The following is a 23479-nucleotide window of genomic DNA, read 5'->3' as shown; positions in this document are numbered from 1 at the left end:
GCGTTCGACCCAATCATCCATATGCGTGGATCGCCAGAACGACTCCACGGCCAACACGTAACGTGGACGGCATGCAGTTTGCCGCGGACCTACGTGAAGCGGTAGCCGCCGGTGAGATTACGGTGTCGGTCCGACTGTGGCAGCGACCGCAGGTTCGGGTCGGCGGACGATATTCTGTGATGGGCAAAGCCATCGAGGTCACCTCGGTCGAGTTCCTGCCGTTCTCGTCAATCACGAAGACGGACGTTCAGCGATGCGGAGAAGTGAATCGCGAAGCGCTGCGGGCCCGCGCCGCCCATGCAGGTCCGGTCAACGACGACACCATGGTTTACCGGATCGGGTTCCGCCTCGCGTAGCCGAAAGCCCAGTGCCGAACGCTCATGGATTCAGCGCGCCGACTTCGATGCGAAGGCTCGGAAATAGTCTTGGCTGGATGTCGTATCTACGCGAGCCCGTTCGTGGAGAAGGTGAGTGGCAGCTGTCGGAGCTGCCCGCGAATACAGAGGAGCTGGAGATGGCGCTGTACCTGATCGCCTTCAACGACGAGTGGGTTCCCGACCACACGTTGGACGAGCTGCACGAGAAGGCCACGTCCGCACGGGCCGTCATCCAGGAGATGACCGACGCCGGTGTCTTCGTCTTCAGCGACGGAGGTCTGGACGCGTCGACCGTCGTGTGCAGCGTCAGCCCGAGCGGTGGGTCGCCCGTGTTCACCGACGGGCCGTTCGTCGAGTCCAAGGAGCACCTCGGCGGCTTCGCGGTCGTCGACGTGCCCGACGATGCCCAGGCACGGTATTGGGCCGGCCGGATCGCGGTTGCGGTTGGTTGGCCTCAGGAAGTGCACCGCTTCCCACATCGCATGGCGCTGAGCCCTGACTCGCAGTCTGAAACCGTAGCTTGACTGCCCGCGCCTGACGCGTACGGTTCGCCGAGGCGGTTGCAGCGGTCGGAATGGTCGGGCGCGGTGTTCTGTCTACTGCGCGCAAAAGGAGTGTGCGCGATCCGCGGGAGACTGCTAATCGTTGCGGGCTGGTTCGAGCTCCGCGGTTGGTTCGCTCGAAGAGCCCACGCCGGCACGAAGGCTGTCGAAGATGGCGAGGCCCTGACCGACCAGGCCGGACACAATTTCTGAGAGTCCGTCTGCGCCGTTGAGGACTGTGACGTTCGCGGTGGAGAGCCCGGCGGCGGCCTTCTCGACGATAAGCGGCAGTTGCTGGATGAGCAGTTGGTCAAGGGCTACGCGGTTGTTCGATGCCGCGGCGGCCGCCTGGATCTCGGTACGTTCGGCGTCTGCCTTGGCGAGGATGCGGATACGTTGCGCTTCGGCCTCGGCCGGCTTGACGACCTCGGCGGCGAGTTGTTGCTGACGCAGTTCCGCCTGCCGCTGGGCGAGGTCGGTCTGGGCGTCGATAACTTCGCGTTGGGCCTGGGCTTGGGCCAGCGGACCCGCCTGGGCCGCCTTGGCCTGTGCGGTCTGCGTTTCGGCCGCGTACCCGGCCTTGGTCACGGCGGTCTCGCGTTCGAACTCGGCCTGCTTGCGAAGCGATTGCTGCTCGGCTTCGGCGGCGGCCTGATCTGCTGCGGCCTGGGCGATCTGTGCCGCTTGCTTGATGCGAGCGTTGTGGGGGGCCGCCATAGCGGCGATGTAACCGAGTTTCATGTCGTCGATGGATTGGATCTGCAGGGCATCAACGATGAGGCCCATCTTCGCCATCTCTTCCTTCGAGCCATCAAGAACTTCGGTGGCCAGCTTTTGCCGTTCGGTGATGATCTCCTCAACCGTCATCGAGCCGATGATCGAGCGAAGGTGGCCGGCGAAGATGCGTCCGGTCAATGTGGACATTTGGTTTTGGTCGGAGAGGAAGCGTTGCCCCGCGTTGACGATCGATTCGATGTCGTTGCCTACCTTCGCTGCGATGACGGCGGTGACGTTGAGTGCGATGCCTTGCTTGGTCACGCAGGGTTCGGAGACCTCGGCCTCGAACATCGCCAGGCTCAGGAACTCGGTCTTGCGGATGAACGGCAGGACGAACGCGCCGTGGCCGGTGACCACCCGAAACGGTGTTCCTTCAGTCTTGCCTCCGGAGACGAGCATCGCCTGATCAGGGGCGGGGACGCGGTAGCCGAACATGTGGTGCTCCTCGGGTGGTGCCTACTCCAGGTTGAGCAGGCTGTCGATGGGGTCGCTCCAGGGTAGGACGACGAGTGTTCTGGGGCCGAGCGTGGACACGACGATTACAGCCTGACCCCGCGCTAGAGGCTCGGCAGAACGAGCAATGAAGGTCTCCGTACCACCGCGAATGCGAAGCTCCACTTCGCCTGGACCGTTTTCGCCCCGTGTGGCCGTGACAATTCGGCCCGCGAGGCCGATCGGAGACTCCTCGGCGCCACTGCCGCCCGGCATCATCGGACTCGCTCCCCACCGGCCGGACTTGCCGGGGACCCTGATCGACGATCTCGATGCATTGTCGCCCCGCGTTCACGTTGATGATTGCCGTCCAGTGCCCCCGGCGCCGCCGTCTGGAAGGGGGGCGAAGGGCGGGTCGTCTCCACGCAGCCACAATAGACCGGGCGGAAACAGCGAACTCGGTGGCGCGAACCTTTCACACGAAGAGCGGTTGCCTATTGGGCGATACCGCCCTCCCAGATTGGGATTTCGGCCTGCCGCGGCGCCGGCTGCGCGGCCACGATCTTGTGCCAGCCGGGGTCTGGAGCGGGCCACGCGAGGGAGGCGGTGAAGGATCCGGCGCCGTCTACGGTCGCTGGGCCAAGGCTGGTCGCTCCGGCACCGTCGAGCCAGAGCTCGACGGTGCCGGGGTCGAAGTGCTCGCCGTGCACGGTCACGGTGGTTGCTCCGAAGAGGGTGACCAGGCCCTGGATGGGGGCGTTGGTGCCAGGTGAGAGCATTTCGAGCGTCGCCGGCGGGCGCGACCCCGCCGCGAAGATGGTCAGCGAAGTTTGAGCCAGCCGTCGGGATCCCGACATCGCGGACAGCACGTATGTTCCAGCGGCTACGTCGGCGGGGACGGTGACCAACTCGGTGAACTCCCCGCTGAGGGCGAGCGACACGGTGGCGAGCTGAAGATCCTGGAAGTCGAGCACCAGCTCGACCTGTTCGCTGGCCTGGGTCTGCAGGAACAGCCAGGAACTCCATTGCGTGGCGACCATCGCACGGCAGTCGAAGTCGCGCACACGGAACGCGTACCAGGTGTTAGGCGTCAGTGGTTGGTCGGGCGGCGTCGCGTAGGCGTTGTGTCCTTCCGGTCCGGAAGTCGGTGCGACGATGACGTCGGCGAGATTCGTCGGGAACGGCGCCATTCCCGGTGAGGTTGGCGTCGGCGGCGCTGCGGCGAGGCCCCACTGCAGCTCGGACTCCACCAGGGTCCCGGAGCAGGTGTCGCTCCAGACGACTTGGAGCTTCGTCGCCTGCCCAGCGGGGAAGCCGCGACCTGAGACGCAGATCTGAGCGCCGGCCGAGACGTTGGTCGCGCTCGGAGTGAGTGTCGCGACGGAGAACGACTTGCCGGCAATGGCGCTGGCATTCGTGATCGTCGGCGGGCCGTCGCACGGATGGGTGAGGTCGATCTCGACGGCGGCTGACGAACCGAGGGCGACGGGGGGAGCGCCGAAGAATGCCGCAGCCGGCGGTGTGGGGTTGACCCGCAGCGATATTTCCGTGAACCCCCACGGCGGCAGTGCGGTGAACGCGTCGGCGAGCGAGACTAGATCCGGTGATAGCTGTTCCGCCGGAAAAGTCCCGAGCTGGTCCGGCGGGTGAAGCAGGTTCGACAGGGGCTGGCCGGTGAAGAAGGCCGCGATGCCGAGCCCGGCAACTACCGTCGCGGCGGCCCAGTTCTCCGCGCTCACGCTCATGTCGGTCACCGCGTCCGCCGCGACCAGGAACATGGGGTAGCGGGTGGAATCCGAGACAATCAGCACGAGTGAGAGCGTGAAATTGAAGTTCACGGCCCAGTCGGTCGCCGGAAGGGAGAACCCTCCGCCCCTCAGTTGCTGGGTCCAGTAGCCGTTGCAGGCTGGGACGACGTACTGCAGGGTCATCACGGTGGCCGCGTCGGCGCTGGAGCCACTCGGCCAGGGCACGCCGGCCTCCTGGATCAGTTGCAATTGTGGAGCCTGCGGGGAGAGGGGAGCGGCCTCGGCTTGCAGCGTGCCCTTCTCGGGCAACTCGACGGTGATGTCTGAGACAGGGCCGAGATCCTTCGGAGCGTTCGCCACGATCGCCGACCGCACCTTAGCCGTCATCAGATCCTGCTGACCGGTCCACAACGCGTCGACGTACTGGTCCAGTGGGGTCGTGAGGAGCTTTCGAGCGGCGGCCTGCTGCTGCGTGGTTAGGTGCCCGAATAACAACTCGTCGAACAGCGTGAGATACGGCGCCGGTCGGGGTGGGCACGGCGAGTCGACGGGGACGTACCAGGGCAGCACTATCGGCGGTGTCCCCTTGATGGACTGGTATGGCACGACTGCTCCTGTCTGGATACGGGAATTCACTAGCTTTGTGCGACTCCGGAACTCGCGGCCCGACCTGCCGCCGCGAAATGCCCTTACATTTGCGGGTCAGGGATGGCACCTTGCGCTTGCTCCTTGGACGTAGCAGTGGAGTCGGAGAACCGATGGTAGATACGGACTCTTCATCGATTCATAGCTCCTTGTCGACGATTGGGCGTTGCTCCGTAGGTTGCGGAGGGGTTCCGAACGTCCGGATCGTGGTGCGGTTGGGGGTGTCGCGGACCACGGTGGTGAAGGCGGTGGCCTCGGATGCGCCGCCGAAGTGTGAGCGTCAGGCGGTCGACGTCGTTCACGCCGTTCGAGGCGCAGGTCCGGGACGCCGCGATGTTGGCGTTGCCGCCGATCGTGCTGCACCTGGGCCGGCGTAACAAGGTCCGTCTGTGCCGCGTGTGCTCGCGACACGGCGACGCGACTTGGACACGTCGGAGGACGGCTCAAGCGGTACCGCAGGCGCTGCGACACTCGCCTGCCTTTGGCCCATCGCTTCCGCCTGCGCAGTCACCAGGCTTGGTCGTAGCCTGGTGGGGTGGAAATCGTCTCCGTGGCATTCGACGTTCACCTTCCCGCTGGCGTTGCTGGACCCGCAGCGATGAACTTCGACGTTCGATGTTTCCTGATACCGCATGCGGACGGGCTGTCACTTCTGGATACCGGTGTCGCGGGGTCGGCCGCCGCCATCGGCACCGCGTTGACTCGCCTCGGAGCCACCTGGGACGACGTCAGCGACATCGTGCTCAGCCATGACCACCCCGATCACGTGGGCAGCCTCGACGAAGTGATCGCACTCGCTCCCCACGCCGCCGTATGGGGCAACTCCCCACTGTCGACGCAGTCGCTGGCGGATGGAGACTCGCTACGCAACCTGCGCGTGCTCTCTACACCCGGACACACTGCCGGGCATGTCAGCCTCCTGCACGGCGAGGGGACGCTGCTGGTCGGTGACCTCGTCGGCAGTCACAACGGTCAGTTGCAGCGTGCTCCGGCGCCGTTCACCGCCGACCCTTCTCAAGCCGAAGAGTCCATTCGGAAGATCGCCCGCATCAACGCCCTACACATGCTGTTCGGCCACGGCGCCGAGATCGATCAGCCTCAGACCGCGCTGCAGGAACTCCTCGACGTTTAGTCGGTCCCAGCGGAGAGCGGACGGGGCGTACCGACCGATCTGGCCGCGACGCTCATCCCTGCCGCTCGCGCGGGTAAACGGGCTGGCGCGCGCCGCGCTGTTCGACGCAGGGGGCCGTACTCGACTTCTGGATCGGATGGTCGGGCGAGAGGGTGGCCTGCGGTCAGGGTGCGCGGGAGGCGCCGGATCGGGGGAAGACGCCGAGTATTTGGACGCGACGATGTTGGTCGTTGATCCGGTAGAGATGACTCGAATGCGGCGTTGGCCACCGCCTCGGGCAGTCGTTCGGCCAGTTGCCGGCGGCCGGTGGACGGTGGACGGTGGGGGCAGAAGTGAGTTCCCACCGGTGGTCGATCATGTGCGGGCTCGGCGTGCCTTCATCGCGGCCAGAACCTCGTCGGTGCTCTCGCCGTCGCAGCGCGCTAGCTCATCATCGGCGGCATGCAGTGCTCCCACTGGGTCGAAGTTGGACAAGACGGCGATGGTTTCCTCGAGCGCGTCCAGGTCATCAACGAAGAGCAGACCCGCTGTTGGTCGTCCGTCGACGGTGACACCACTGAGCCTAGGTCCGGAAACCCTTGCGCGGATTGGGCGGAGTGAGCGACCGGCTCCAGCCGACAAGGTGTGAGGCGATAGTAGCGAGGTCGTCGACGCTTCCATCGGCGATCGCGATGACCAGGTCGTAGGCGTCATTGTCGTCGGCGTCGATGAAGACGTCATTGATGTAGCAGAAGACGACCACCGACAGCCAGCCGAGTCGTTTGTTTCCATCGACGAGGCAATGGTTGTTCACGAGTGAGTGCAGAAGGGCCGCTGCCTTGAGGTGCAGCGTGGGGTAGGCGTCGCGTCCGAAGATAGTCGCGCGCGGTCGAGCTAGGGCGGAATCCAGAAGCCCGTAGTCGGCGACCAGAGCAGCAGATCCGATGGCACGCTCGGCGATCGCTATGGCGGTATCGAGGTCGAGGTAGCGCGTCACTGTCCGAGTCGGTCGAGCAGATCTGCATACCGCGGAGTGAGGACGTCGAGCGCGGTGTCGACGTCGGTGCGCAATGTGCGTCGGGCGACGTATTCGCGAACCGCGGCGCGCGCGACATCCTGCATCGAGCGTCCCTCAGCTTCGGCGCGGGCGCGCAGCGCCTCAGTCTCGTCCTCGGACAGTCGCAGGGTCATCGCCATACGGTCGATGGTATCACTGTGGTATCTGCTGCTGTTCGCAGCAGGAAGTAGGGGCGCGCGGCATGATGGTGACGGTGCGGATCTTGTTCACCTTCACCGGCGGTGTCGGTCATTTCCGTCCGCTGCTCCCCCTCGCTCGTGCCGCAGCGGCTCGGGGGGATGCGGTGATGTTCAGCTGTCAGCAGGCGATGATGGGTTTCGTAACCGCGGCGGGCTTCGCTGCGGTGGATAGCGGCGGGAAGACAATCGCGTCGCCCGACTTTCGCGGCGCGCTGCAGCCGACCGACCGAACCCGTGAAGCCACCGTCATCCGCGAAACCTTCGCCGGCCGAGTTGCCAGCGAGCGCGCCGCCAGGCTGAGAAAGATCGCCAGTGACTGGCAGGCAGATGTCCTGGTTCGCGACGAGGTCGATTTTGGCGCCGCCGTGGCAGCAGAGAGCCTCGGCCTACCGCATGTCTGCGTGATCGTCCTCGCCGCCGGAGCCATGATTACCCCCGACCTCATATCCGAGCCGATGAACGCGCTGCGCAGCGACTATGGCCTGCCCGCAGACCCTCACCTGGCCATGCTGCACCGCTACCTGACGCTGGCCCCGCTCCCACCCACCTACCGCAGCACCGATGACCCGCTGCCCGCCACCGCTCGCCACATCCAACCCGCGGCGCTCGATCGCAGAGCCTTCGTCGGGCGCTCCAGCCCGGCGACCGCTCGGACGCTTGACTGGCTCGGACAACGCCCTGGTCGGGCGACGGTCTACATCACCTTGGGCACGATCTTCCATCAGGAATCCGGCGACCTCCTCCCCCGCATTCTCGCAGCAGTCTGCGATCTCGACGGCAACGTTGTCGCCACCGTCGGATCAGAGATCGACCCCGCCGAACTCGGCCCCCAGCCCGAGACCGTCCGCATCGAACGGTTCATCCCGCAAGAAGCTCTGCTTCCGCACTGTGACCTCGTCATCTCCCACGCCGGTTCCGGGAGTGTCCTCGGCGCGCTCGCCTTCGGCGTCCCTCTGGTCCTGCTGCCGATAGGGGCCGACCAACCGCGCAACGCCGCCCGGTGCCACTCGCTTCAGGTCGCTGAGATTCTGGACCCGATCACCGCTGACGACGCCGCCGTGAGCTCCGCAGTATCCACCGTGCTGACCAACCCCATATACCGGAACGCCGCCAAACAATTGCGCGATGAGGCTGCGGCCTTACCAACGGCCGATGAGGCGGCGCAGTGGATCGCGAACCTAGTCGATCCGATACTGAGCTAGCCCTCGCGTTTCAACATCGCGATGCTGCGACGGCGCTACGAATGTTTGCCGCCGAATCGAGATAGGCGACCGGCCAAGCAAGTGTGCGCCCACAGTCAAGACACGGGGACCGCCTGGGAATACCGTCCCAATGGGGTCGCCCAGTCGGCGTCGACACAGCGTCGCTTCTGGCAACGAGCGCACACCGACCCTGAGAACCAATTGGCAGGAAGGTGCTGGAGTGGCCCTCAAGTGTCCGACTCGACCTCAGCGTTCGTGAACCCCGAGCACCTTTCCCAGATCGACTCGGACGTCTACGGGCTTTCGCAGCGGCCGATCACCAAAAGCGCCATCGGCGACGAGTGTGGCCACCCCGGCTGGCGAGACCACCCGGTCTGGGCGGCCGTCGGCATGCAGGACAAGGCAGCCGGCGCGGACGTGGTTCTGCAGATGGCTCAGCGCGCCGGCGCCGACATCACCGAGAGCCAAGGGCTCGCACGTGATCATGATCTGCCAGCCCCAGGCGGCCACGGACGTGATCCTGACGACCTACCGCGCCGGCGCGAATTCACCGGTCGGTGGGAACAACTACGCCGTCCGGCCGTCCACGTGCTTGTCCGACGTACCGGCCCTGGATACTGCGGCGGCACAGCCATGACAGCGGCGTGTGCGCCATATGCCATCGCGTTCATCCATGATTTGGTTATGAGAAGTTCCGAGGTGGTAGCTACCGGACGGTTGCGGCCCTGTATTCGACCCAGGAGGCGCAATGAGTTCCCCAGCTGAGACCACGTCCCGTGGCACCTATCTCTCCCTGAAGGCGGCCTGGATTCCACTGGCCGCCCTGTGTCTGGCCTTCTTTGTCGAGATGGTCGACAACACCCTGCTGACGATCGCGTTGCCGACGATCGGCCGCGATATCGGTGGCAGTACGACGTCTCTGCAGTGGGTCAGCGGGGCGTACTCACTCACCTTCGGTGGCCTGCTGCTCACCGCCGGCTCCCTTGCCGATCGGCTGGGTCGTCGACGTGTTCTGCTGGTCGGGTTGGCCGCCTTCGGTCTGATCAGTCTCACTGTCCTCGCCGTCCAGACAACCGGCCAGCTCATCGCGCTGCGCGCGGCGCTCGGCATCGCCGCCGCGATGATGGCCCCGATCACCAACTCGCTGGTCTTCCGGCTCTTCGATCAAGATGCGCTGCGAATGCGTGCGATGACCCTCATGATTGTCGTCGGCATGAGCGGCTTCATCCTCGGTCCGCTCATCGGGGGTACCGCCTTGGCCCACGTGAGTTGGGAGTGGCTACTCATCGCCAACGCGCCCATCGCGCTCATCGCGTGGGTCGGTGTGCGCCTTGGTGTCGCGGCCGACCGGGCCGATGGCTTGACCAGCGACGCGCTCGACCTGCCGGGTGCGGCCCTGAGCATCATCTCGATCGGTCTGGCCTGCTACACGGCGACCAGCGGAGTGCAGCATGGTTGGCTCTCGGTCGCCACCTGCGGCTCGGCGCTCGGCGCGCTGCTCGCCGGCGCCGCCTTCGTACGGCACGAGCGCAGCACGGCCGAGCCGATGTTGGATCTCAAGCTGTTCTCGAACTCCACCGTCCGCGGCGCGGCCATCGCCCAGGTAGGCACCTCGATCGCAATGGCCGGTGTCATGTTCAGTCTGATCCTGCACTTCCAGTACGCCTACGGCTGGAGCCCGGTGCGAGCCGGGTTGGGGAATCTGCCTCTCATCCTGACGATGATCGCCGCGACTCCGATCCCGGAGTTCTTCGTGAGGCGCTTCGGACATCGCATCGCCTGCCTGATCGGTGCCATCCTGCTGGCTGGTTCGCTCCTGGGCCTCGCCTGGGGCGTCGACCACGGCTACGCGGCGATCGCCGTCTTCATGGTGTTCCTGACCATCGGACTGCGGACGGTGATGACGATCTGCGCAGTGGCGCTCGTCGGCGCAATGCCCAGCAATCGAACCTCGATTGGGACGGCGCTGAACGACACTGCGCAGGAGATCGGTACGAGCGTCGGCACCGCCGTCGTCGGCACGCTCCTCGCCGCCCTCGTGACGGTGACCCTGCCGGATGGGACCTGGAGCAGCGAGCTCGTCGCTTCCTTCTTCCACGGTGAACGGGTCATCTACGCAACCCTCGCGGTGATCGTCGGTCTCATCGCGAGCTGGGGCGCGCTGACCCTGACCGACTCGCGCTCCACCGAGGAGCATCCGACAGCGTGAGTGCTACATCTCAACGGTGGGATGCACTCCGCCGGGACCGCGACGACATCAACGATCGGTAGGAACCGTAGGAGAGCACCGACAGCAGGCTCGCGAACGACCCGACCGAAAGCACCGAGAATGTCGAGCCGACCGAGCCAATCGATAGGCACGACCCGATAGAGCCGATGGACAATACCGAGCCCTTCGAACCGATGCAGAGGATGGAGTCCTGCGATCGGATCGACCAGCGCGAGGTGCAATCTGATGACATGACTCGATCCTCTCTCATCAACTCGTCGACGGGAACTGCTTGGCCGGCGGTCAAGCGTGGACGGAAGCCGACGCAGATGTGGCGGCCGGGCGGCCGGGTGTCGAGCGGTCATCCTCCCAGCGCAGCAGGTCTCCGGGCTGGCAGTCGAGGGCGATACACAATGCCTCGAGCGTCTTGAAGCGCACCGCCTTCGCTCGACCGTTCTTGAGTACCGCGAGGTTCGCTGGGGTGATGCCAATAAGTTCGGCCAGCGCACCGACCGACAGCTTGCGCCGGGCCAACATCACGTCAATATCCACAACGATCGCCATCAGATGACCGCGCTCAGCTCGTCCTGCAACTGCGCGGCCTCCAGGTCGCGCGCAGCCGCCGTCGCCAGCAACGGGCGGCCTGGACCACCACTGCACCGGCGACGGCAATCACGATCACCCACCGCAGCACCCTCACAACGACGCTTCCCATGACCTGTCCTATCGCTTCTCAACAGCAAACTATCGACAAACGATACCAACGAGAACTGCAGCGACCAAGTTGTCTCTGCTCTTAAATGGCATTTACCTTCGGGCATTCGATGTTGAGGCGCTGAGCAGTTTGTCGTGGCGGTGGCTCAAGGCAAGATCACTATTCAACTGTCGGGCCCGCAGATCCAGCTGTGGTCGACGGAGATCGATCCGCAGCAGTGACTGCGACTGACGGGTAGCCGTAGGAGGTGTTGATATGCGTCGTGCGGCGGTTGCGTTACTCGCGATAACCGTGGGCTTCGTCCTCGCCGACTCGGCGATCGTCACCCTCGCGCTACCGGAGATCCTGCAGCATCTCGGTGGAACGGTCGGACAGGTTGCCTGGGTGTTGATCGCCTTCAATCTGGTGCTCGCCCTGGTCGTCGTTCCGGCCGCATTGGCTTGTTCGCGGTGGGACCCCGCGCCGCTGTGCGCGGGCGGCATCGCCGTCTTCGCCGGAGCCTCCGCACTCTGCGCGCTGGCGGGCTCGATGGAGGTCCTGATCGCGGCCCGCTGCGTGCAGGCGCTCGGCGGGGCGTTTGCCGTGGTCGGCTGCCTGGAGTTGCTGGTCGCCATGACCGACGAGCGGCGCGGGGTTGCCGCCTGGATCGCCGCCGGAGTGATCGGTACCGCGGTCGGCCCGGTCCTCGGCGGCGTGCTCACCGAAGCCATCGCGTGGCAGGCGATCTTCGTCGTGCAGGTGCCGGTCGCCGTGCTCGCGGTGCCGGCGGCCCTGGCTGCGCGTGGCAAGGCGGCCCAGCGCGTCGCGGCGGATCGTCCAGCCGTGGCGCCGAATATCGCCCTCGCTCTGCTATCTGCCGCCTTGACCGCGGCGCTGTTCCTCCTCATCCTGCTGCTGGTCGACGGGTGGGGACGTTCGCCGGCGGTCGCCGCCCTGGCCGTCTCCACCGTTCCAATCGCGGCCGTCATCGCGACGCCGCTGGCTCGGCGGCTGCGGGCCACACCGCAGGCGGAGGCTGCGGCCGGCTGCCTGCTCGTCGCCGGCGGGTTGACCGCTCTGGCCCTGCTCCCCTCGGCAAATCTGGCCTGGACGATCGCGCCGCAGGCCCTCATCGGTTTCGGGCTGGGGCTGACCGTGGACCGCCTCACCGATGCGGCGCTGCGCGACCGAGTGCCGCGGGCGTTGCACGGCGGATGGACGATCAGTGCTCGGCATGTGGGTGTCGTACTCGGGTTGGCGATCTTGACGCCGGTGTTCACCGCGGATCTGCGTGATGCCCAGGTACCGGCGCAGGAGGCCATCACCGCGCTGGTGCTGGATGCACCGCTGCAGACCCAGGACAAGATCTCGCTCGCCCGGGCGCTCGGTGATCAGTTGACCTCACAACGCGGACGCGTACCCAACGTGCATCCGGCCTTCGCCAACCTCACGCTGACGCCGCAGGAGCGTCCGGCGGCCAACCAACTCGAGCGTCACCTCAACAACCAGATCGAACGCGCCGCCACCTGGGCATTCCGAGACTCGTTCCTCATTGCCGCCGCGCTGGCGCTCCTAGCGCTCGTTCCGTTGCTGCCCTGGTCGGCGATGTCAAAGCGTGGACGGGCGCGGGCATGACGCTCCGAACGAAGCTGCGCGTGACGGTGCTGTCGCTCGTCGTCATTGTTCTGATCAGCGTCGTCCTGGGTGTCCAGCTCGCCAACGGTGGTGGCCATTTTGCTCCGGCCCGCCCCGCCAATCCCTGTGCACCGCGCAACGTCACACCGGTGTCGACTGGTATCGAGGGGCTCGGCGAACACCTCGTGCTGCTCGGGCTCGACGGCGCCGCGTGTCGCCTGGGCGTGACCCGCGAAGCGTTGACACTGCAGTTGGCTCAGTCGAAGACACCGCCGACCGACGCCGAGGTGAATGCGGTTCGGGCGGGTCTGCTCGAAGCCGTTGATCGGATGAAGGCCGACAACACCTTGCCGCCCGCGTCAGCACTGGTCGACGAGGCCCTAGCCGACTCGAACTTGAACCCCCTGGTCAAGGGCGCGATACGCCTCCTGCCTGACTCAGTGGTCAACAGCGCCCTCAAGACCGACGACGTCCTGAAACGGGCCATCAACGAACTCGACATGGCAAAGCTGCTCTCTAACCTCGACGATCCCGACGATCTGACAAAGCAGATCAACGCCGCCCTCACCGTCGCCGTCCGCGAATCGCTCCTGGCTCGTCTGCGCGGCCTCATCTAGGCAGTCGCGTTGTCTGGGTGGTGGCGATATCTGGGTACCAGGCAACGTCGGGGGTGGGCGTGTCAGGGTCCGCCGCGCCAGTGGTCGATCCGGTGATGGTCCGGGGTGAATCCATGATCGACGCCCCAGAGAACCGCCTGGGTGCGGCTGGCTACGTTGATCTTGCGGTAGATGATGCGGATATAGGACTTGACCGTGTTGGGACTGAGGTAGGTCAACGCCGCCACCTCGGCGTTGCTGCGACCTTGCGTGATCAAGGCCAGGATCTCCGACTCGCGATCGGTGAGCCCCTCACCGAGCCCGGGCCACTGCAAGCCGACCGCGCTACGAGCCCGCGGCGGAGGATCGCTGATGATCACCTCGCCGGCATGGACCGCCTCCAGAGCGGCGACCAACTCCGCGGCCGGCATGGTCTTCGACAGGTACCCTCGCACGCCCTGGCGGCGCGCGCTGTCGATGAGATCGGGTCGGAAGTTCCAGGTGTAGACGACAACCCGGCGGGCGCGGGGATTCGCGATGAGGACGCGGATCTCCTCGTGATCAGACTCGGGTTGGGCAAATGAGTCGTACAGAACAATGTCCACGACATCGTCGACGGATTCGTTGGCATCGAGCTCGACGACCAGGATCCGGTCACGATATTGGTCGAACATGTTGGCGACGCCCCGCAGTACCACGTCGTAGTCGTCCACCAACGCCACGGTGATCGGAGTGCGCGGCGACGGGGTCATCAGTCGACGGTAAACCTACCTAGGGGTGTGCCGCACCCGCCCTAGGGGTAGTTGAGTAGTTCTGGTCCGCCGCGCGCCTACGCAGCAGACACCATCGACACAAGGAGCAAGAAGTGATCATCCTCGGCATCGTGTTACTCATCATCGGCTTCGTAGCCGCTGTCCACATCATCTGGATTCTCGGAATCATCGCCGTAGTCGTCGGAGCCGTCCTCGCCATCGCGGGATTCGGCGGCCGCGAGATCGGTGGCCGCAAGCACTGGTACTGAGCCAGCGTCGACACGAGCTACCGACCAGCCACTGATGCGGCGCCGCAAGCGAAGGGAGAGCACCATGACAGCCACTGTCCAGACCACGGTCGTTGACGAACATCGCGTCCTCAGCATCGCCGGCGAGCTGGACGCCGCCGCGTCGCCAGCCATCGGGGAGCAGGTGCAACGGCTGCTCGATGAGCGGTCGGCCGGAACGATCGTCATTGACCTGAGCGACGTTTCGTTCCTCGATTCCTCCGCGCTCACCATGCTCATCCAAGCCCGTAACCGCGCGACGGCGGACTCCATCCCGTTGGCCGTGGTCCTCGACGACAACGATCGGGTCGAGAAGCTCATAAAGATAACCGGGTTGAGCGGTGTCTTCGACCTGTATCCCAATGTCGCCGACGCCCTCCGTGAGGAACGACACTGATCCGTGCTCGGGCTCGCGCGTCGGGCTGAGTGGCGTCCAACTGACCGAGTCGGTCAGCCGGGGAACAACCATGGGGTGCCGTCGATCTGAAATTGGCTGCAACTGATAGAACATTGCCCATGAGGCGCGGTCTGCTGAAGAACTACACCGACACGTTGTGCGACATCTTCGTTGGGTGGCGACTGCACGCATCGGGGGACGACATGCCGATGATGATGTCGGTCGGCGTGGGAAACCTCGAGATGGACCTTCTGGACGGCAGCACGACTCTGGATCGTGAGCCGGTCACGTTCCAGTTCGGCCAGGAACTGAGCGGCTGGCTTCGGGAACGCGCCGACGCCGACGGCCTGGGGTGGAGCAACATCTCACGAGCATTCATGCGCGTCCGTTTCGACTTCGATGAAACGTCGGCATTGGGACGGCGTCGTTGGTGGCAGATCCGAGCGAGGGTCCAGGATTCGCGCCGCGTACTGATATTCGACTGTGAAGCATCGATCGAGTCGACGGCCGGCTCCGCATCGAGTGTCAAGAAGTCCCGCGAGGTCGGCGTTCGAAGTGCTGACGGGCCCTGGATAGTTCGCTAGCCAAAACCCACTGACCTGCCGAATGTCAGACGGGAGGCAGCCGAACAGCCGATGTGCTCTCCAGTACCTGCGGCAAACACCATCAGCGGCATCAAAGCGTGCTTATATCAGGACATCATCAACTCACTGATCCGCTTAAGGATTTCACCACTACGGTTCGATGACGCGAGCGTCGAGGTTTCCCAGTTCGTCGAGGATGCTCTGCTGCTGGGCTTGGGTGAAGCGAAACAGCTGCATATCCAGGACGGATGATGCGAGCGTCGGGGTCACGCCGAGGAGCTCGACCAGGGCAGCGACCGCCGCTTGATGGTCGGCGGCGCGGTCGACGACATCGAACACGGCCCGCCGTTGCGCACCAGCGGTCGCGAACGCCTTCAACAATTCATGCCGTTGCGCGTCTGCCTTGATGACGTCGTCATTCTGCATACCGGCGGACTTTACCGCCCGGGAAGTCGCGCACTCACCGGGACTACAGACGCCCCCTCCTGCGTCCATCCTTCAAGATCTACATCGCCGAAGACGACGAAACCCACGACCGCAGCGTCCGAGTGGACTACAACCAACCCTTCGACGAGCTACTCGCCGACCTCGTCCCAGCCCACGTCCACCACGATCTGCGACACGAAAAACCGCCCGCCAGGACAACCCGACGGGCGGCACAGAACCCACCCCCGGCAACGCCGAGGGGCAGGGTTCTCTTACGAATACTTTGGTGGTCCTGGCGCGGTCGTTCTCGAACTCGTCCTCCACAGCGCCGACTCGGGCAATCCGGGCATATCGCAAGCTGGAACTGACTGGCCCACGGCGAGAACGACCGAGGCGACCGGTCCCTCATCGAGCCATCCGACTCAACACCGCACAGCTGACACGGCTCGCGCAACGATATGAAGCCGGCCTCACGGTCTACCAGCTGGCAGCAGAATTCAAGATTGACCGGCGCACAGTCGCGAATCACCTCCGACGGCACGGTGTCGGCATGCGTAGACAGTCGCCAACAGCGGCGATGATCGATCAGATGGTGGCCCTCTACCAAGCAGGGTATTCACTCGCCAAGATCGGACACATCCTCAAGGTTGATGGCGGCACTGTTCATAACCACCTGCGGGCCTATGGAGTACAGATGCGGGATCCCCATGGACGGGAGCGTGCGTTGTGAGGCAGTCAGGCGTCGGGGATACGCACTTCCTTCGATCGCCGAGCGGCGACGTACCCTATAGCTCAACGCTTCGCCGCGACTCACCCGCCCTATCGCGGCGAAGCGTTCTCAAAAAAAAAGTCCCGAGGTCACTTCAACACGAAATCGGCCTCAGCGCCGAGCGCCTGGCCGCACGTTCCCGTCTTGGCCAGTGCCGGAGCCTCTAGGCAGCGACCGACTGCACCCGCCAAGCCATGAACGTCGAGACCGTGGGCGAGCTCATCGAAGACGAGTACCGCACAATCGCCCTCAGCCCCGCACTCCGCGACACCATCGAGGAACTCGTTCTCGACGACTTCGACCGCCTCCACGCCTCTTCTGAAACCGAACACGACCAACTTGAGCAGCAGCGGATCCAACTCGTCGCGCAACGGCAGAAATTACTCGACGCCCACTACGCCGGCGCCATCCCTATCGACCTCCTCGAAGCCGAACAAGACCGCATCGCCAGCCGACTAGCCGGAATTGAACATGAGCTCGATGCCACCAGCAGCAGCTTCAACCACGCCCGCGAACTCTTGGCCGACACCCTTGACCTCACCCGCGACTGCCACGCGCTGCCTACCTCGAAGCCGACGACGGCACCAGATGCCTGTTCAACCAAGCTTTCTCCAAGATCTACATCGACGAAGACCATGACACCCACCAGCCCAGCATCCGGGTCGACTACAACCAGCCGTTCGACACGCTGCTCGCCCGGCTGGTACCCGCCCACGTCCACCAGGAACTCCAACAAACACAAATCGCCCACCGGGAAACCCCAGCAGGCGGCATAATCTCTACCCCAGATGCCACTGGCATAGACGAGGGGCAGGGTTCTCATACGAATACTTTGGTGGAGCTGTGGGGATTCGAACCCCAGACCCCCTCGATGCGAACGAGGTGCGCTACCAGACTGCGCCACAGCCCCAGTTTCGTGCTGATTGATACTGGGCGACCCAAAGGGCCGACGACAAAGTTATCAGATGCAGACGGTCCCGCTTGACCACCGGGGGCAGCCCGGGCACTCGGGCCCGACGACCACCACCAACGAGAGGGTGCGATCCTCCTGCGCCCTAGGCGCCCCAGCACCCGTGGCGCAGGAGGATCGGCGGGGCCGGGGTCAGCCAGCTCGGCGGTGCAACTGCGGGTCGCTGTAGCCATCAGCGCTGTACAGCCCCGTCAGGTCCACCGTGTCCATGTTGTGCAGCGCCAGATCGTCGTCGTCAATACGCACGACCGAATCGGGGATCGGAGCGAACTCCGGCCCGGCCGAGTCCCGGGACTCGTGCACCGCGTCGTGCGCCTCGTAGCCGTGCTCCTGACGCAGCAGTGCCCGCTGCTGACGTGCCGCGCGGCGATCGCGGTCGTTCAAGGCCTGCGACCGAAGGAACCAGAGGTAGCCGCTCAACCCGCCGACGAAGGCGACGGTGAGTATCCAGGTGAGCCCGCCGAGGAAGAATCCAAGTAGCAGTGAGACCGCAGTCCCCACTCCGAGGATCGTCAGCGAGCGACGACGGCGGGACATCATCTGGGTTCGGGCAGCGGACATCTCGCTACGGTCAACGGGGTACATCAACGCCTCCTCGGCGGCTGGCACGGGTCGACGCGTGGCCAGACCCTCTTCGCTGGCGCCGTCCGCGGTGACCGAGCGGCGCATCGTACGGCGGGCGCCGGCGACAAAGACTTCAGAACGCGCTCGACCGGTGCGGGGCAGCACGTAACTGGCGGCCTCGGCGTCATCGGAGGCACCGGCCGCGGGCTTGCGAGCAGCCAGGGCCGCCCGCGCGGTGACGGGCGCCCGAGTCAGCGCACGCATCGCCTGCCCGAAGCTCGCGACCGACCGCTCCCGCGCCCGCTCGTCCTTACGCCTGAGCACCATCGGAACTACGACGATCAGCCACAGAACGGCCAGGACGACGACAGTCATCATTGGCGACACAGTCGTACCTCCAGTCACACCAGTAACACGTTTGTGTCACCGTAGCCACGAGAGGCCCGCAATTTCGGCACATCGAGCGGCGTGTCGGAAGGTCAACGGAAGATTGAGACTTTACCGATATGTGCCACCCGCGAGCCGGTAACCAAACTCATGCGGATGGCCGGATACGCCGACGAAGCGGTTTAGCCGGGGGCGATCGGCAGCGACGGTAGCCGGGAGAGCATCGTGGCGCCCTTCAGCTCCTCGGCGGTCACCGCGAAGGCGACGTGGTCACGCCACGCCCCACCGATGTCCAGGAACCGCTCGTAGTACCCCTCGCGACGCAGACCCAGCTTCGCCACAACTCGCAGGCTAGCCGCATTCTCCGGACGGATGTCGACCTCCACCCGATGCAGCCCGATCACCGAGAAGCAATGGTCGATCACCATCGCCAGCGCCGTCGGAACCACCGAGCGCCCGGCCGCCGCCGAGTCCACCCAGTAACCGACGGTGCAGGAGCGCAGGGCTCCGTGCACGATGTTGGAGACGCTGATCTGCCCAACCAGACGGCCGCCGAAGACGATCATGAACGGCGCCATCTGCCCCGACCGGCCGGCCTTGCGGAAGGCGCCGACCATCGGCCGCCACGCCGCCGGTGAGTTGCGGGCGGGCCAGGGCGCGCTCGAGGTCGGCTCCCACTGCTCCAGCCACTGCTGGTTCCGGATGCGGATCTCGCTCCACACCCGAGCATCTCGCATTCGGGGTGGGCGCAGCACGACCGAGCCCGCCGACAACGTAGCCGGCCAGCCTCGGTCGCCGCTCGCCGCGGCGTGACGGTGACTCAACGATGCGACAGCAGCAACGGGATCACGGTTACCCGAGATCCGACGACCACCTCGGTGACGGCCTCGTCGACCACCACCAGACAGTTCGATGATGCCATCGACGCGATCAGATGCGAGCCAGAACCACCAACAAAAGTAACGCTGTAGTCGCCATTGGCCTCCCGGTGGAGCACCCCGCGACGGTACTGCCGCACCCCGGCCGGGCTGTCGATCCGCTCCAGCGCAGCCGCCTGCACGGTGGCCCGCTGGATGTTGCGCTTGCCGAGAAGTTTGCGAATCGCCGGACGGACGAAGACCTCGAACGCGACGAGCGCGCTCATCGGATTTCCGGGCAGGCAGAAGATCGGGACGTGGTTGCCGAGGTGCCCGAAACCCTGCGGGGCGCCCGGCTGCATGGCCACCTTCACGAAGTCGACTGTGCCGACCTCGCTGAGCGTCTGCTTCACCACGTCGAAGGCACCCATGCTCACGCCGCCGGTCGTGATCAGGATGTCCGCCCGCAGCAACTGGCTCTCGAGCACGTCAAGCAGGCGGCTGTGATCGTCGGGCACGATGCCGACCCGATAGGCGTCGGCCCCAGAATCGCGGGCGGCGGCGGAGATGAGGTAGGAGTTGGCGTCGGTGACCTCGCCGAATGCCGGTCGCTGACCGACTTCGACGAGCTCGCTTCCAGTCGAGACGACGACCACCCGCGGACGGGGACGCACCGTGACCCGGTCGCGTCCGATCGAGGCGAGCAGGGCAATCTGCTGCGGGCCGAGAGCGGCGCCGGCCCCGATTGCGGGCTCACCGGCGGCGAGATCCTCACCGGCCCGTCGGATGTTCTCACCGGAGCGGGTCGGACGCCTCACCGCGACCCGAGCCACCCCTCCGTCGGTCTCATCGAGCGGGATGACGGCGTCGGCCCCGGCCGGGATCGGCGCACCGGTCATGATCCGCATCGCCAGCCCGGGTCCCATCCCGGAACGGGATTTCGCCCCGGCCACCACGTCACCGACCACCGGCAGCTCGGCCGGAGCGTCCGCGGTCGCGTCCCGGGTGTCGACGGAGCGCACGGCGTAACCGTCCTCGGCGGCGTTGTCGAAACCGGGCAGGGCCACTGGGCTCACGATCGTCTCGGCCAGCAGCAGACCCTGGGCGTCCAGGAGGGTGAGTTCGATCGGATCCAGCGATCCGATGCCGTCGAGAACCCGCTCGAGGTGCTCCTCGACCGAGTGGACTCGGGCGTCGTCGATCACTGGGCAACACCAGGATTCGTCTCAGCCGCGATCTCGGAGACGTACTCGACGAGCCACTGGTTGAACTGCTCGCCGATGTCGGGGTGACGGCGGGCCAGCTGCACGACCGCGCGGACGTAGTCGAGCTTGTCGCCGGTGTCGTAACGACGACCCCGGAATACGACCCCATGGACCGGCACACCCTCGCCGGCCAGCAGCCGCATGGCGTCGGTCAGCTGGATCTCTCCGCCGGCCCCGGGCTCGGTACGACGGATGGCGTCGAAGATCTCCGGCGGCAGCACATACCGGCCGATGATCGCCAGCAGGCTCGGCGCCGCCTCCGGCGCCGGCTTCTCGACCAGGTCGGAGATCGCGATGACGTCGCCCTGCGCCTCGCCGATCGGCGCCACGCAGCCGTACTTACTGATCTCCGAGCGCGGCACCTCCATCAAGCCCAGCACGATCCCACCGTGTTCGGCGTAGACCCGACGCATCGCACCGACGACGTCGTCGCGGTCGTCGACCAGATCGTCGGGCAGCAGCACCGCGAGCGGGCCACCGTTTGCGAACTCCTCGCCGTGGGCCACCGCGTCACCGAGCCCGCGCGGCACCACCTGCTCGGCGTAGGAGATCGAGACGAGCTCAGCGGCGCGGTTGATCGCGGCGATGCCCTTCTGGTCCCCCTTCGCCTTCAGCGCCTGCTCAAGATCGGGATTGGGGGAGAAATAGTCGGCGATCATCCCTTTGCCGGGGCTCAGCACGACAACCACATCGGTGATCTCGTTGCGAGCGGCCTCGCCGATCACTATCTCCAACGTCGGAGTGCTGACGATGGGGAGCAGTTCCTTCGGCATCGCCTTGGTGAAGGGAAGAAAACGAGTGCCGCGCCCGGCAGCTGGGATGAGCGCCCGGGTAACCGAATCGTGTGCCATTGGGAAAGACTAACGGGGTGGATGGCGAAGAGATGGTTGACCGGTCAAAGAAGGAACTTCGTGCCGCGCTGCTGCAGGCCCGGATGACGCGCACCCCGGCCGAGCTGGAGTCAGCCCGCGGCGAGGTGCGCCGGCACGTCGTCGCCCGAGCAGCTGAGGCCGGGTGGCGCCGGATCGCCGGCTACGTGCCGCTGCGAACCGAGCCCGGCTCGGTGGAACTGCTCGCCGCGCTGGACGGGCTCGGCATCGAGGTCTTGGTGCCACAGACCCTGCCGGATCGGGATCTCTCCTGGTATCGCTGGCCCGGCGCCGGGCCTGAGGCGGAGGCCGAGCTGCTCGGGATCGAGGCCATCAGCGAGGTCGACGCAGTGCTGGTTCCGGCGTTGGCGGTGACCCGATCCGGGATCCGACTCGGGCGCGGGGGCGGCTCCTACGACCGGGCGTTGCTGCGGGTACCCGCGACCGTAACCGTCGCCGCCCTCATCTTCGATGACGAACTGGTCCTGGAGCTGCCGGCCGCCAGTTGGGACGTTCCGGTGCGTTCGGTGGTGCGCCCCAGCGGGTGGAGTGAGCTGTGAGACGCCTGGCTTGATGCCGGGAATTCGGCGACCACGCACTATCGTTAGCAATCTAGAGGGTCGAGTGCCAGCGCGGGGTCGGCCGTCTACCACCGTTGGCCTGTCCGCCGTTGGCCTGTCTGAAGAGGATCCGTCGCAATGCCCACGTACCAGTACGCCTGTACCAACCCTGAGTGTGAGCACCGCTTCGAGCTGGTGCAGAGCTTCACCGACGCCTCGGTAACCGAGTGCCCGATCTGTGAGCAGAACGTGCGCAAGGTGTACGGGTCGGTCGGCGTCGTCTTCAAGGGCTCTGGCTTCTACCGCAACGACAGCCGCTCGGAGGGTAAGACCAGCGACTCGACGGTCGCCAAGACGGACTCGAAGTCCGAATCCAAGTCTGAGGCGAAGTCCGACGCCAGCAGCAAGAAGACCGACTCCAGCTCGGCCGCATCGAGCAGTAGCGCCAGCACTCCCAGCAGCTCATCTTCCAGCGGTTCGGCCAGCGGATCCTCCAGCTCGGCCAAGTCCTCGGCCACCGCGGCGAAGTAGCGCCTCCCTAGCCCGGCCTCGCCCGGCCTAGCCGGCCTAGGCCGGCCTCGCCCGGTCCCGTCAACCTGCACCGAGCCGGCTGACCGGGGTTTATCCACAGCGTTCCGGCTCGTCCACAGCCGCCCGGTTCGGCCCTCCCCGACATCGTGCTCGCGACGATGCTGGGGGCATGACGTACTCCTCTCGACCGCCATCGGGCGCTCCGATTACCGGGATCCGCTCCTCCCGCTCCCGCCTCGCGCCGTTTCTGCGCCGGTGCGCGCCCTGGATTCGGCGCAGCCTGGCCCTCGGCTGCCTGCTGCTCGCGGTCCTGGCCACGGTGAATTCCCACCCACGGCCCGCTGCCGCCCCACAGACGACGGTCCTGCTCGCCTCCCACCCGCTCTCGGCCGGGTCCTACCTCGCCGCGGCCGACCTGAAGCGGGCCTCCTGGCCGGCCGACGACCGTCCGGCCAATGCCCTGACGGCTCCGGGTCAGGCGGTCGGGCAGCGGCTGGCTACCGACCTCGCCCCCGGTGAACTGATCACCCGCTCCCGACTGGTCGGGCGAGATCTCATCCGCGGACTTGCGGACGGTCTGAGCGCTGCGGTGGTGTCGCTCGGCGCAGGGGGTGCCACCGCGCTGCTGCACGCGGGCGACCACGTGGACCTTCTGCGGGCAGACGCCGCATCGGCCATCGACGGGCTCACCGCCACCGACGATCGTGCCTCTGATTCGCCGGGTAGCCGATCAGTCGGGGCCCAGGTGATCGGCGATGACGTGCTGGTGTTGGCCGTGTTGCCCGATCCGGCAAGCGTGGCCGGCGGCGCGCTCGCCGGATCGACGGCGGTCACGTTTGGCGGCGGCGCCGGTGCGCAGAGCGGATACACCGGCAGTTCGTCCAGTGACAACACCCAGATCATCGTGGCCGTCGACCGGACCACCGCGTTGCGGCTGGCCTCGTCGACCGGAAGTGGGGTGTTCGCCACCGTACGCAATCACCAATAGCATCGATCCTGAGAATGGTTTCAGCCACATCTAGCCAGGGAGAATCGC

28 protein-coding genes and 1 tRNA gene are annotated in these 23479 nt (G+C 65.8%); 15 read left to right on the top strand and 14 right to left on the bottom strand.

Features of this window, described 5'->3' with window-relative positions; all coding sequences use genetic code 11:
* Positions 1 to 71 precede the first annotated feature (71 nt).
* Both CPH63_RS09595 and CPH63_RS09590 read left to right on the top strand, forming a co-directional pair.
* Positions 72 to 356 (top strand): ASCH domain-containing protein, encoded by a 285-nt coding sequence (locus tag CPH63_RS09595; protein ID WP_157749422.1) that lies wholly within the window; start codon positions 72 to 74, stop codon positions 354 to 356.
* A 158-nt stretch (positions 357 to 514) separates the two neighbouring features.
* The gene (locus tag CPH63_RS09590; RefSeq protein WP_096305048.1) at positions 515 to 901 is read left to right on the top strand and encodes a YciI family protein; all 387 of its coding nucleotides are present in this window, start codon (positions 515 to 517) and stop codon (positions 899 to 901) included.
* Between the two features lie 114 nt (positions 902 to 1015).
* Here CPH63_RS09590 and CPH63_RS09585 read toward each other — a convergent pair whose 3' ends face one another.
* The gene (locus tag CPH63_RS09585; RefSeq protein ID WP_096302738.1) at positions 1016 to 2131 is read right to left on the bottom strand and encodes a flotillin family protein; all 1116 of its coding nucleotides are present in this window, start codon (positions 2129 to 2131) and stop codon (positions 1016 to 1018) included.
* Positions 2132 to 2622: 491 nt separating this feature from the next.
* Positions 2623 to 4482 carry a hypothetical protein gene (locus tag CPH63_RS09575; protein ID WP_157749421.1) on the bottom strand — a complete coding sequence of 620 codons (1860 nt, stop codon included), beginning with the start codon at positions 4480 to 4482 and terminating at the stop codon, positions 2623 to 2625.
* A gap of 574 nt (positions 4483 to 5056) precedes the next feature.
* Here CPH63_RS09575 and CPH63_RS09570 point away from each other — a divergent pair.
* The gene (locus CPH63_RS09570; protein WP_157749420.1) at positions 5057 to 5653 is read left to right on the top strand and encodes an MBL fold metallo-hydrolase; all 597 of its coding nucleotides are present in this window, start codon (positions 5057 to 5059) and stop codon (positions 5651 to 5653) included.
* A gap of 562 nt (positions 5654 to 6215) precedes the next feature.
* On the opposite strand, the gene CPH63_RS09565 is transcribed toward CPH63_RS09570, so the two are convergent.
* The gene (locus tag CPH63_RS09565) at positions 6216 to 6629 is read right to left on the bottom strand and encodes a type II toxin-antitoxin system death-on-curing family toxin (protein ID WP_096302730.1); all 414 of its coding nucleotides are present in this window, start codon (positions 6627 to 6629) and stop codon (positions 6216 to 6218) included.
* Positions 6626 to 6823, bottom strand: coding sequence for a ribbon-helix-helix protein, CopG family (locus CPH63_RS09560; protein WP_096305047.1), 198 nt, complete (start codon positions 6821 to 6823; stop codon positions 6626 to 6628). The genes CPH63_RS09565 and CPH63_RS09560 overlap by 4 nt, the downstream gene beginning before the upstream one ends.
* An 80-nt stretch (positions 6824 to 6903) precedes the next feature.
* Here CPH63_RS09560 and CPH63_RS09555 point away from each other — a divergent pair, with 80 nt between their 5' ends.
* A complete protein-coding gene (locus CPH63_RS09555) occupies positions 6904 to 8091 on the top strand; it encodes a glycosyltransferase (protein ID WP_096305046.1) in 1188 nt (395 codons plus the stop codon).
* 246 nt (positions 8092 to 8337) lie between these two features.
* On the opposite strand, the gene CPH63_RS09550 is transcribed toward CPH63_RS09555, so the two are convergent.
* Positions 8338 to 8601 (bottom strand): hypothetical protein, encoded by a 264-nt coding sequence (locus CPH63_RS09550; RefSeq protein WP_157749419.1) that lies wholly within the window; start codon positions 8599 to 8601, stop codon positions 8338 to 8340.
* A 238-nt stretch (positions 8602 to 8839) separates the two neighbouring features.
* Between CPH63_RS09550 and CPH63_RS09545 the strand changes: the two genes are divergently transcribed.
* Positions 8840 to 10300 carry an MFS transporter gene (locus tag CPH63_RS09545; protein ID WP_096302726.1) on the top strand — a complete coding sequence of 487 codons (1461 nt, stop codon included), beginning with the start codon at positions 8840 to 8842 and terminating at the stop codon, positions 10298 to 10300.
* A gap of 303 nt (positions 10301 to 10603) precedes the next feature.
* Here CPH63_RS09545 and CPH63_RS09535 read toward each other — a convergent pair whose 3' ends face one another.
* Together CPH63_RS09535 and CPH63_RS23400 are read right to left on the bottom strand one after the other, a co-directional pair.
* Positions 10604 to 10864, bottom strand: a complete 261-nt coding sequence (locus CPH63_RS09535; protein ID WP_096302722.1) for a helix-turn-helix transcriptional regulator — start codon at positions 10862 to 10864, stop codon at positions 10604 to 10606.
* Positions 10864 to 10986, bottom strand: coding sequence for a hypothetical protein (locus tag CPH63_RS23400; RefSeq protein WP_256385825.1), 123 nt, complete (start codon positions 10984 to 10986; stop codon positions 10864 to 10866). Before CPH63_RS23400 ends, CPH63_RS09535 begins: the two co-directional genes overlap by 1 nt.
* 284 nt (positions 10987 to 11270) lie before the next feature.
* On the opposite strand from CPH63_RS23400, the gene CPH63_RS09530 reads away from it, so the two are divergent.
* Both CPH63_RS09530 and CPH63_RS09525 read left to right on the top strand, forming a co-directional pair.
* Positions 11271 to 12629, top strand: coding sequence for an MFS transporter (locus CPH63_RS09530; RefSeq protein ID WP_096302721.1), 1359 nt, complete (start codon positions 11271 to 11273; stop codon positions 12627 to 12629).
* Positions 12626 to 13246, top strand: coding sequence for a hypothetical protein (locus CPH63_RS09525; protein ID WP_096302719.1), 621 nt, complete (start codon positions 12626 to 12628; stop codon positions 13244 to 13246). Before CPH63_RS09530 ends, CPH63_RS09525 begins: the two co-directional genes overlap by 4 nt.
* A 62-nt stretch (positions 13247 to 13308) precedes the next feature.
* On the opposite strand, the gene CPH63_RS09520 is transcribed toward CPH63_RS09525, so the two are convergent.
* Entirely contained in the window at positions 13309 to 13977 is a 669-nt protein-coding gene (locus CPH63_RS09520) for a response regulator transcription factor (protein ID WP_096302718.1), read from the bottom strand.
* A 113-nt stretch (positions 13978 to 14090) separates the two neighbouring features.
* On the opposite strand from CPH63_RS09520, the gene CPH63_RS22580 reads away from it, so the two are divergent.
* The 3 genes from CPH63_RS22580 to CPH63_RS09505 all read left to right on the top strand — a co-directional run bounded on the left by CPH63_RS22580 (position 14091) and on the right by CPH63_RS09505 (position 15245).
* Positions 14091 to 14246 (top strand): DUF6131 family protein, encoded by a 156-nt coding sequence (locus tag CPH63_RS22580; protein WP_096302716.1) that lies wholly within the window; start codon positions 14091 to 14093, stop codon positions 14244 to 14246.
* 64 nt (positions 14247 to 14310) lie between these two features.
* On the top strand, positions 14311 to 14661 hold the full coding sequence (locus CPH63_RS09510) for an STAS domain-containing protein (RefSeq protein ID WP_157749418.1): 351 nt from the start codon (positions 14311 to 14313) through the stop codon (positions 14659 to 14661).
* A 119-nt stretch (positions 14662 to 14780) separates the two neighbouring features.
* Complete coding sequence (locus CPH63_RS09505) at positions 14781 to 15245, top strand: hypothetical protein (RefSeq protein ID WP_096302712.1); 465 nt, start codon at positions 14781 to 14783, stop codon at positions 15243 to 15245.
* A 150-nt stretch (positions 15246 to 15395) separates the two neighbouring features.
* Here CPH63_RS09505 and CPH63_RS09500 read toward each other — a convergent pair whose 3' ends face one another.
* Positions 15396 to 15671, bottom strand: coding sequence for a hypothetical protein (locus CPH63_RS09500; protein ID WP_096302710.1), 276 nt, complete (start codon positions 15669 to 15671; stop codon positions 15396 to 15398).
* Positions 15672 to 16221: 550 nt separating this feature from the next.
* Between CPH63_RS09500 and CPH63_RS22195 the strand changes: the two genes are divergently transcribed.
* Together CPH63_RS22195 and CPH63_RS22190 are read left to right on the top strand one after the other, a co-directional pair.
* Positions 16222 to 16401: a hypothetical protein gene (locus CPH63_RS22195; protein ID WP_157749417.1), complete on the top strand. Its 180-nt coding sequence runs from the start codon at positions 16222 to 16224 to the stop codon at positions 16399 to 16401.
* Positions 16402 to 16649: 248 nt separating this feature from the next.
* Positions 16650 to 17216, top strand: coding sequence for a hypothetical protein (locus tag CPH63_RS22190; protein ID WP_157749416.1), 567 nt, complete (start codon positions 16650 to 16652; stop codon positions 17214 to 17216).
* Positions 17217 to 17273: 57 nt separating this feature from the next.
* Here CPH63_RS22190 and CPH63_RS09485 read toward each other — a convergent pair.
* The 5 genes from CPH63_RS09485 to CPH63_RS09465 all read right to left on the bottom strand — a co-directional run bounded on the left by CPH63_RS09485 (position 17274) and on the right by CPH63_RS09465 (position 21334).
* Positions 17274 to 17350: transfer RNA gene (locus tag CPH63_RS09485), tRNA-Ala, on the bottom strand.
* Positions 17351 to 17542: 192 nt separating this feature from the next.
* Entirely contained in the window at positions 17543 to 18352 is an 810-nt protein-coding gene (locus CPH63_RS09480; RefSeq protein ID WP_096302705.1) for a hypothetical protein, read from the bottom strand.
* A gap of 191 nt (positions 18353 to 18543) precedes the next feature.
* Positions 18544 to 19116: a GNAT family N-acetyltransferase gene (locus CPH63_RS09475; RefSeq protein ID WP_241895860.1), complete on the bottom strand. Its 573-nt coding sequence runs from the start codon at positions 19114 to 19116 to the stop codon at positions 18544 to 18546.
* Positions 19117 to 19181: 65 nt separating this feature from the next.
* A complete protein-coding gene (gene glp / locus CPH63_RS09470) occupies positions 19182 to 20423 on the bottom strand; it encodes a gephyrin-like molybdotransferase Glp (protein ID WP_096302701.1) in 1242 nt (413 codons plus the stop codon).
* Positions 20420 to 21334 carry a UTP--glucose-1-phosphate uridylyltransferase gene (locus CPH63_RS09465; protein WP_096302699.1) on the bottom strand — a complete coding sequence of 305 codons (915 nt, stop codon included), beginning with the start codon at positions 21332 to 21334 and terminating at the stop codon, positions 20420 to 20422. The genes glp and CPH63_RS09465 overlap by 4 nt, the downstream gene beginning before the upstream one ends.
* A gap of 32 nt (positions 21335 to 21366) precedes the next feature.
* On the opposite strand from CPH63_RS09465, the gene CPH63_RS09460 reads away from it, so the two are divergent.
* The 3 genes from CPH63_RS09460 to CPH63_RS09450 all read left to right on the top strand — a co-directional run bounded on the left by CPH63_RS09460 (position 21367) and on the right by CPH63_RS09450 (position 23431).
* Positions 21367 to 21912, top strand: coding sequence for a 5-formyltetrahydrofolate cyclo-ligase (locus CPH63_RS09460; protein WP_157749415.1), 546 nt, complete (start codon positions 21367 to 21369; stop codon positions 21910 to 21912).
* Positions 21913 to 22050: 138 nt separating this feature from the next.
* Entirely contained in the window at positions 22051 to 22443 is a 393-nt protein-coding gene (locus tag CPH63_RS09455; RefSeq protein ID WP_096302696.1) for an FmdB family zinc ribbon protein, read from the top strand.
* A gap of 169 nt (positions 22444 to 22612) precedes the next feature.
* On the top strand, positions 22613 to 23431 hold the full coding sequence (locus CPH63_RS09450) for an SAF domain-containing protein (protein WP_096302694.1): 819 nt from the start codon (positions 22613 to 22615) through the stop codon (positions 23429 to 23431).
* Positions 23432 to 23479: the final 48 nt, after the last annotated feature.

The organism is Jatrophihabitans sp. GAS493, from assembly GCF_900230215.1.
Classification (GTDB): domain Bacteria; phylum Actinomycetota; class Actinomycetes; order Mycobacteriales; family Jatrophihabitantaceae; genus MT45.
This window is presented reverse-complemented; position numbering and strand designations above follow the sequence as displayed.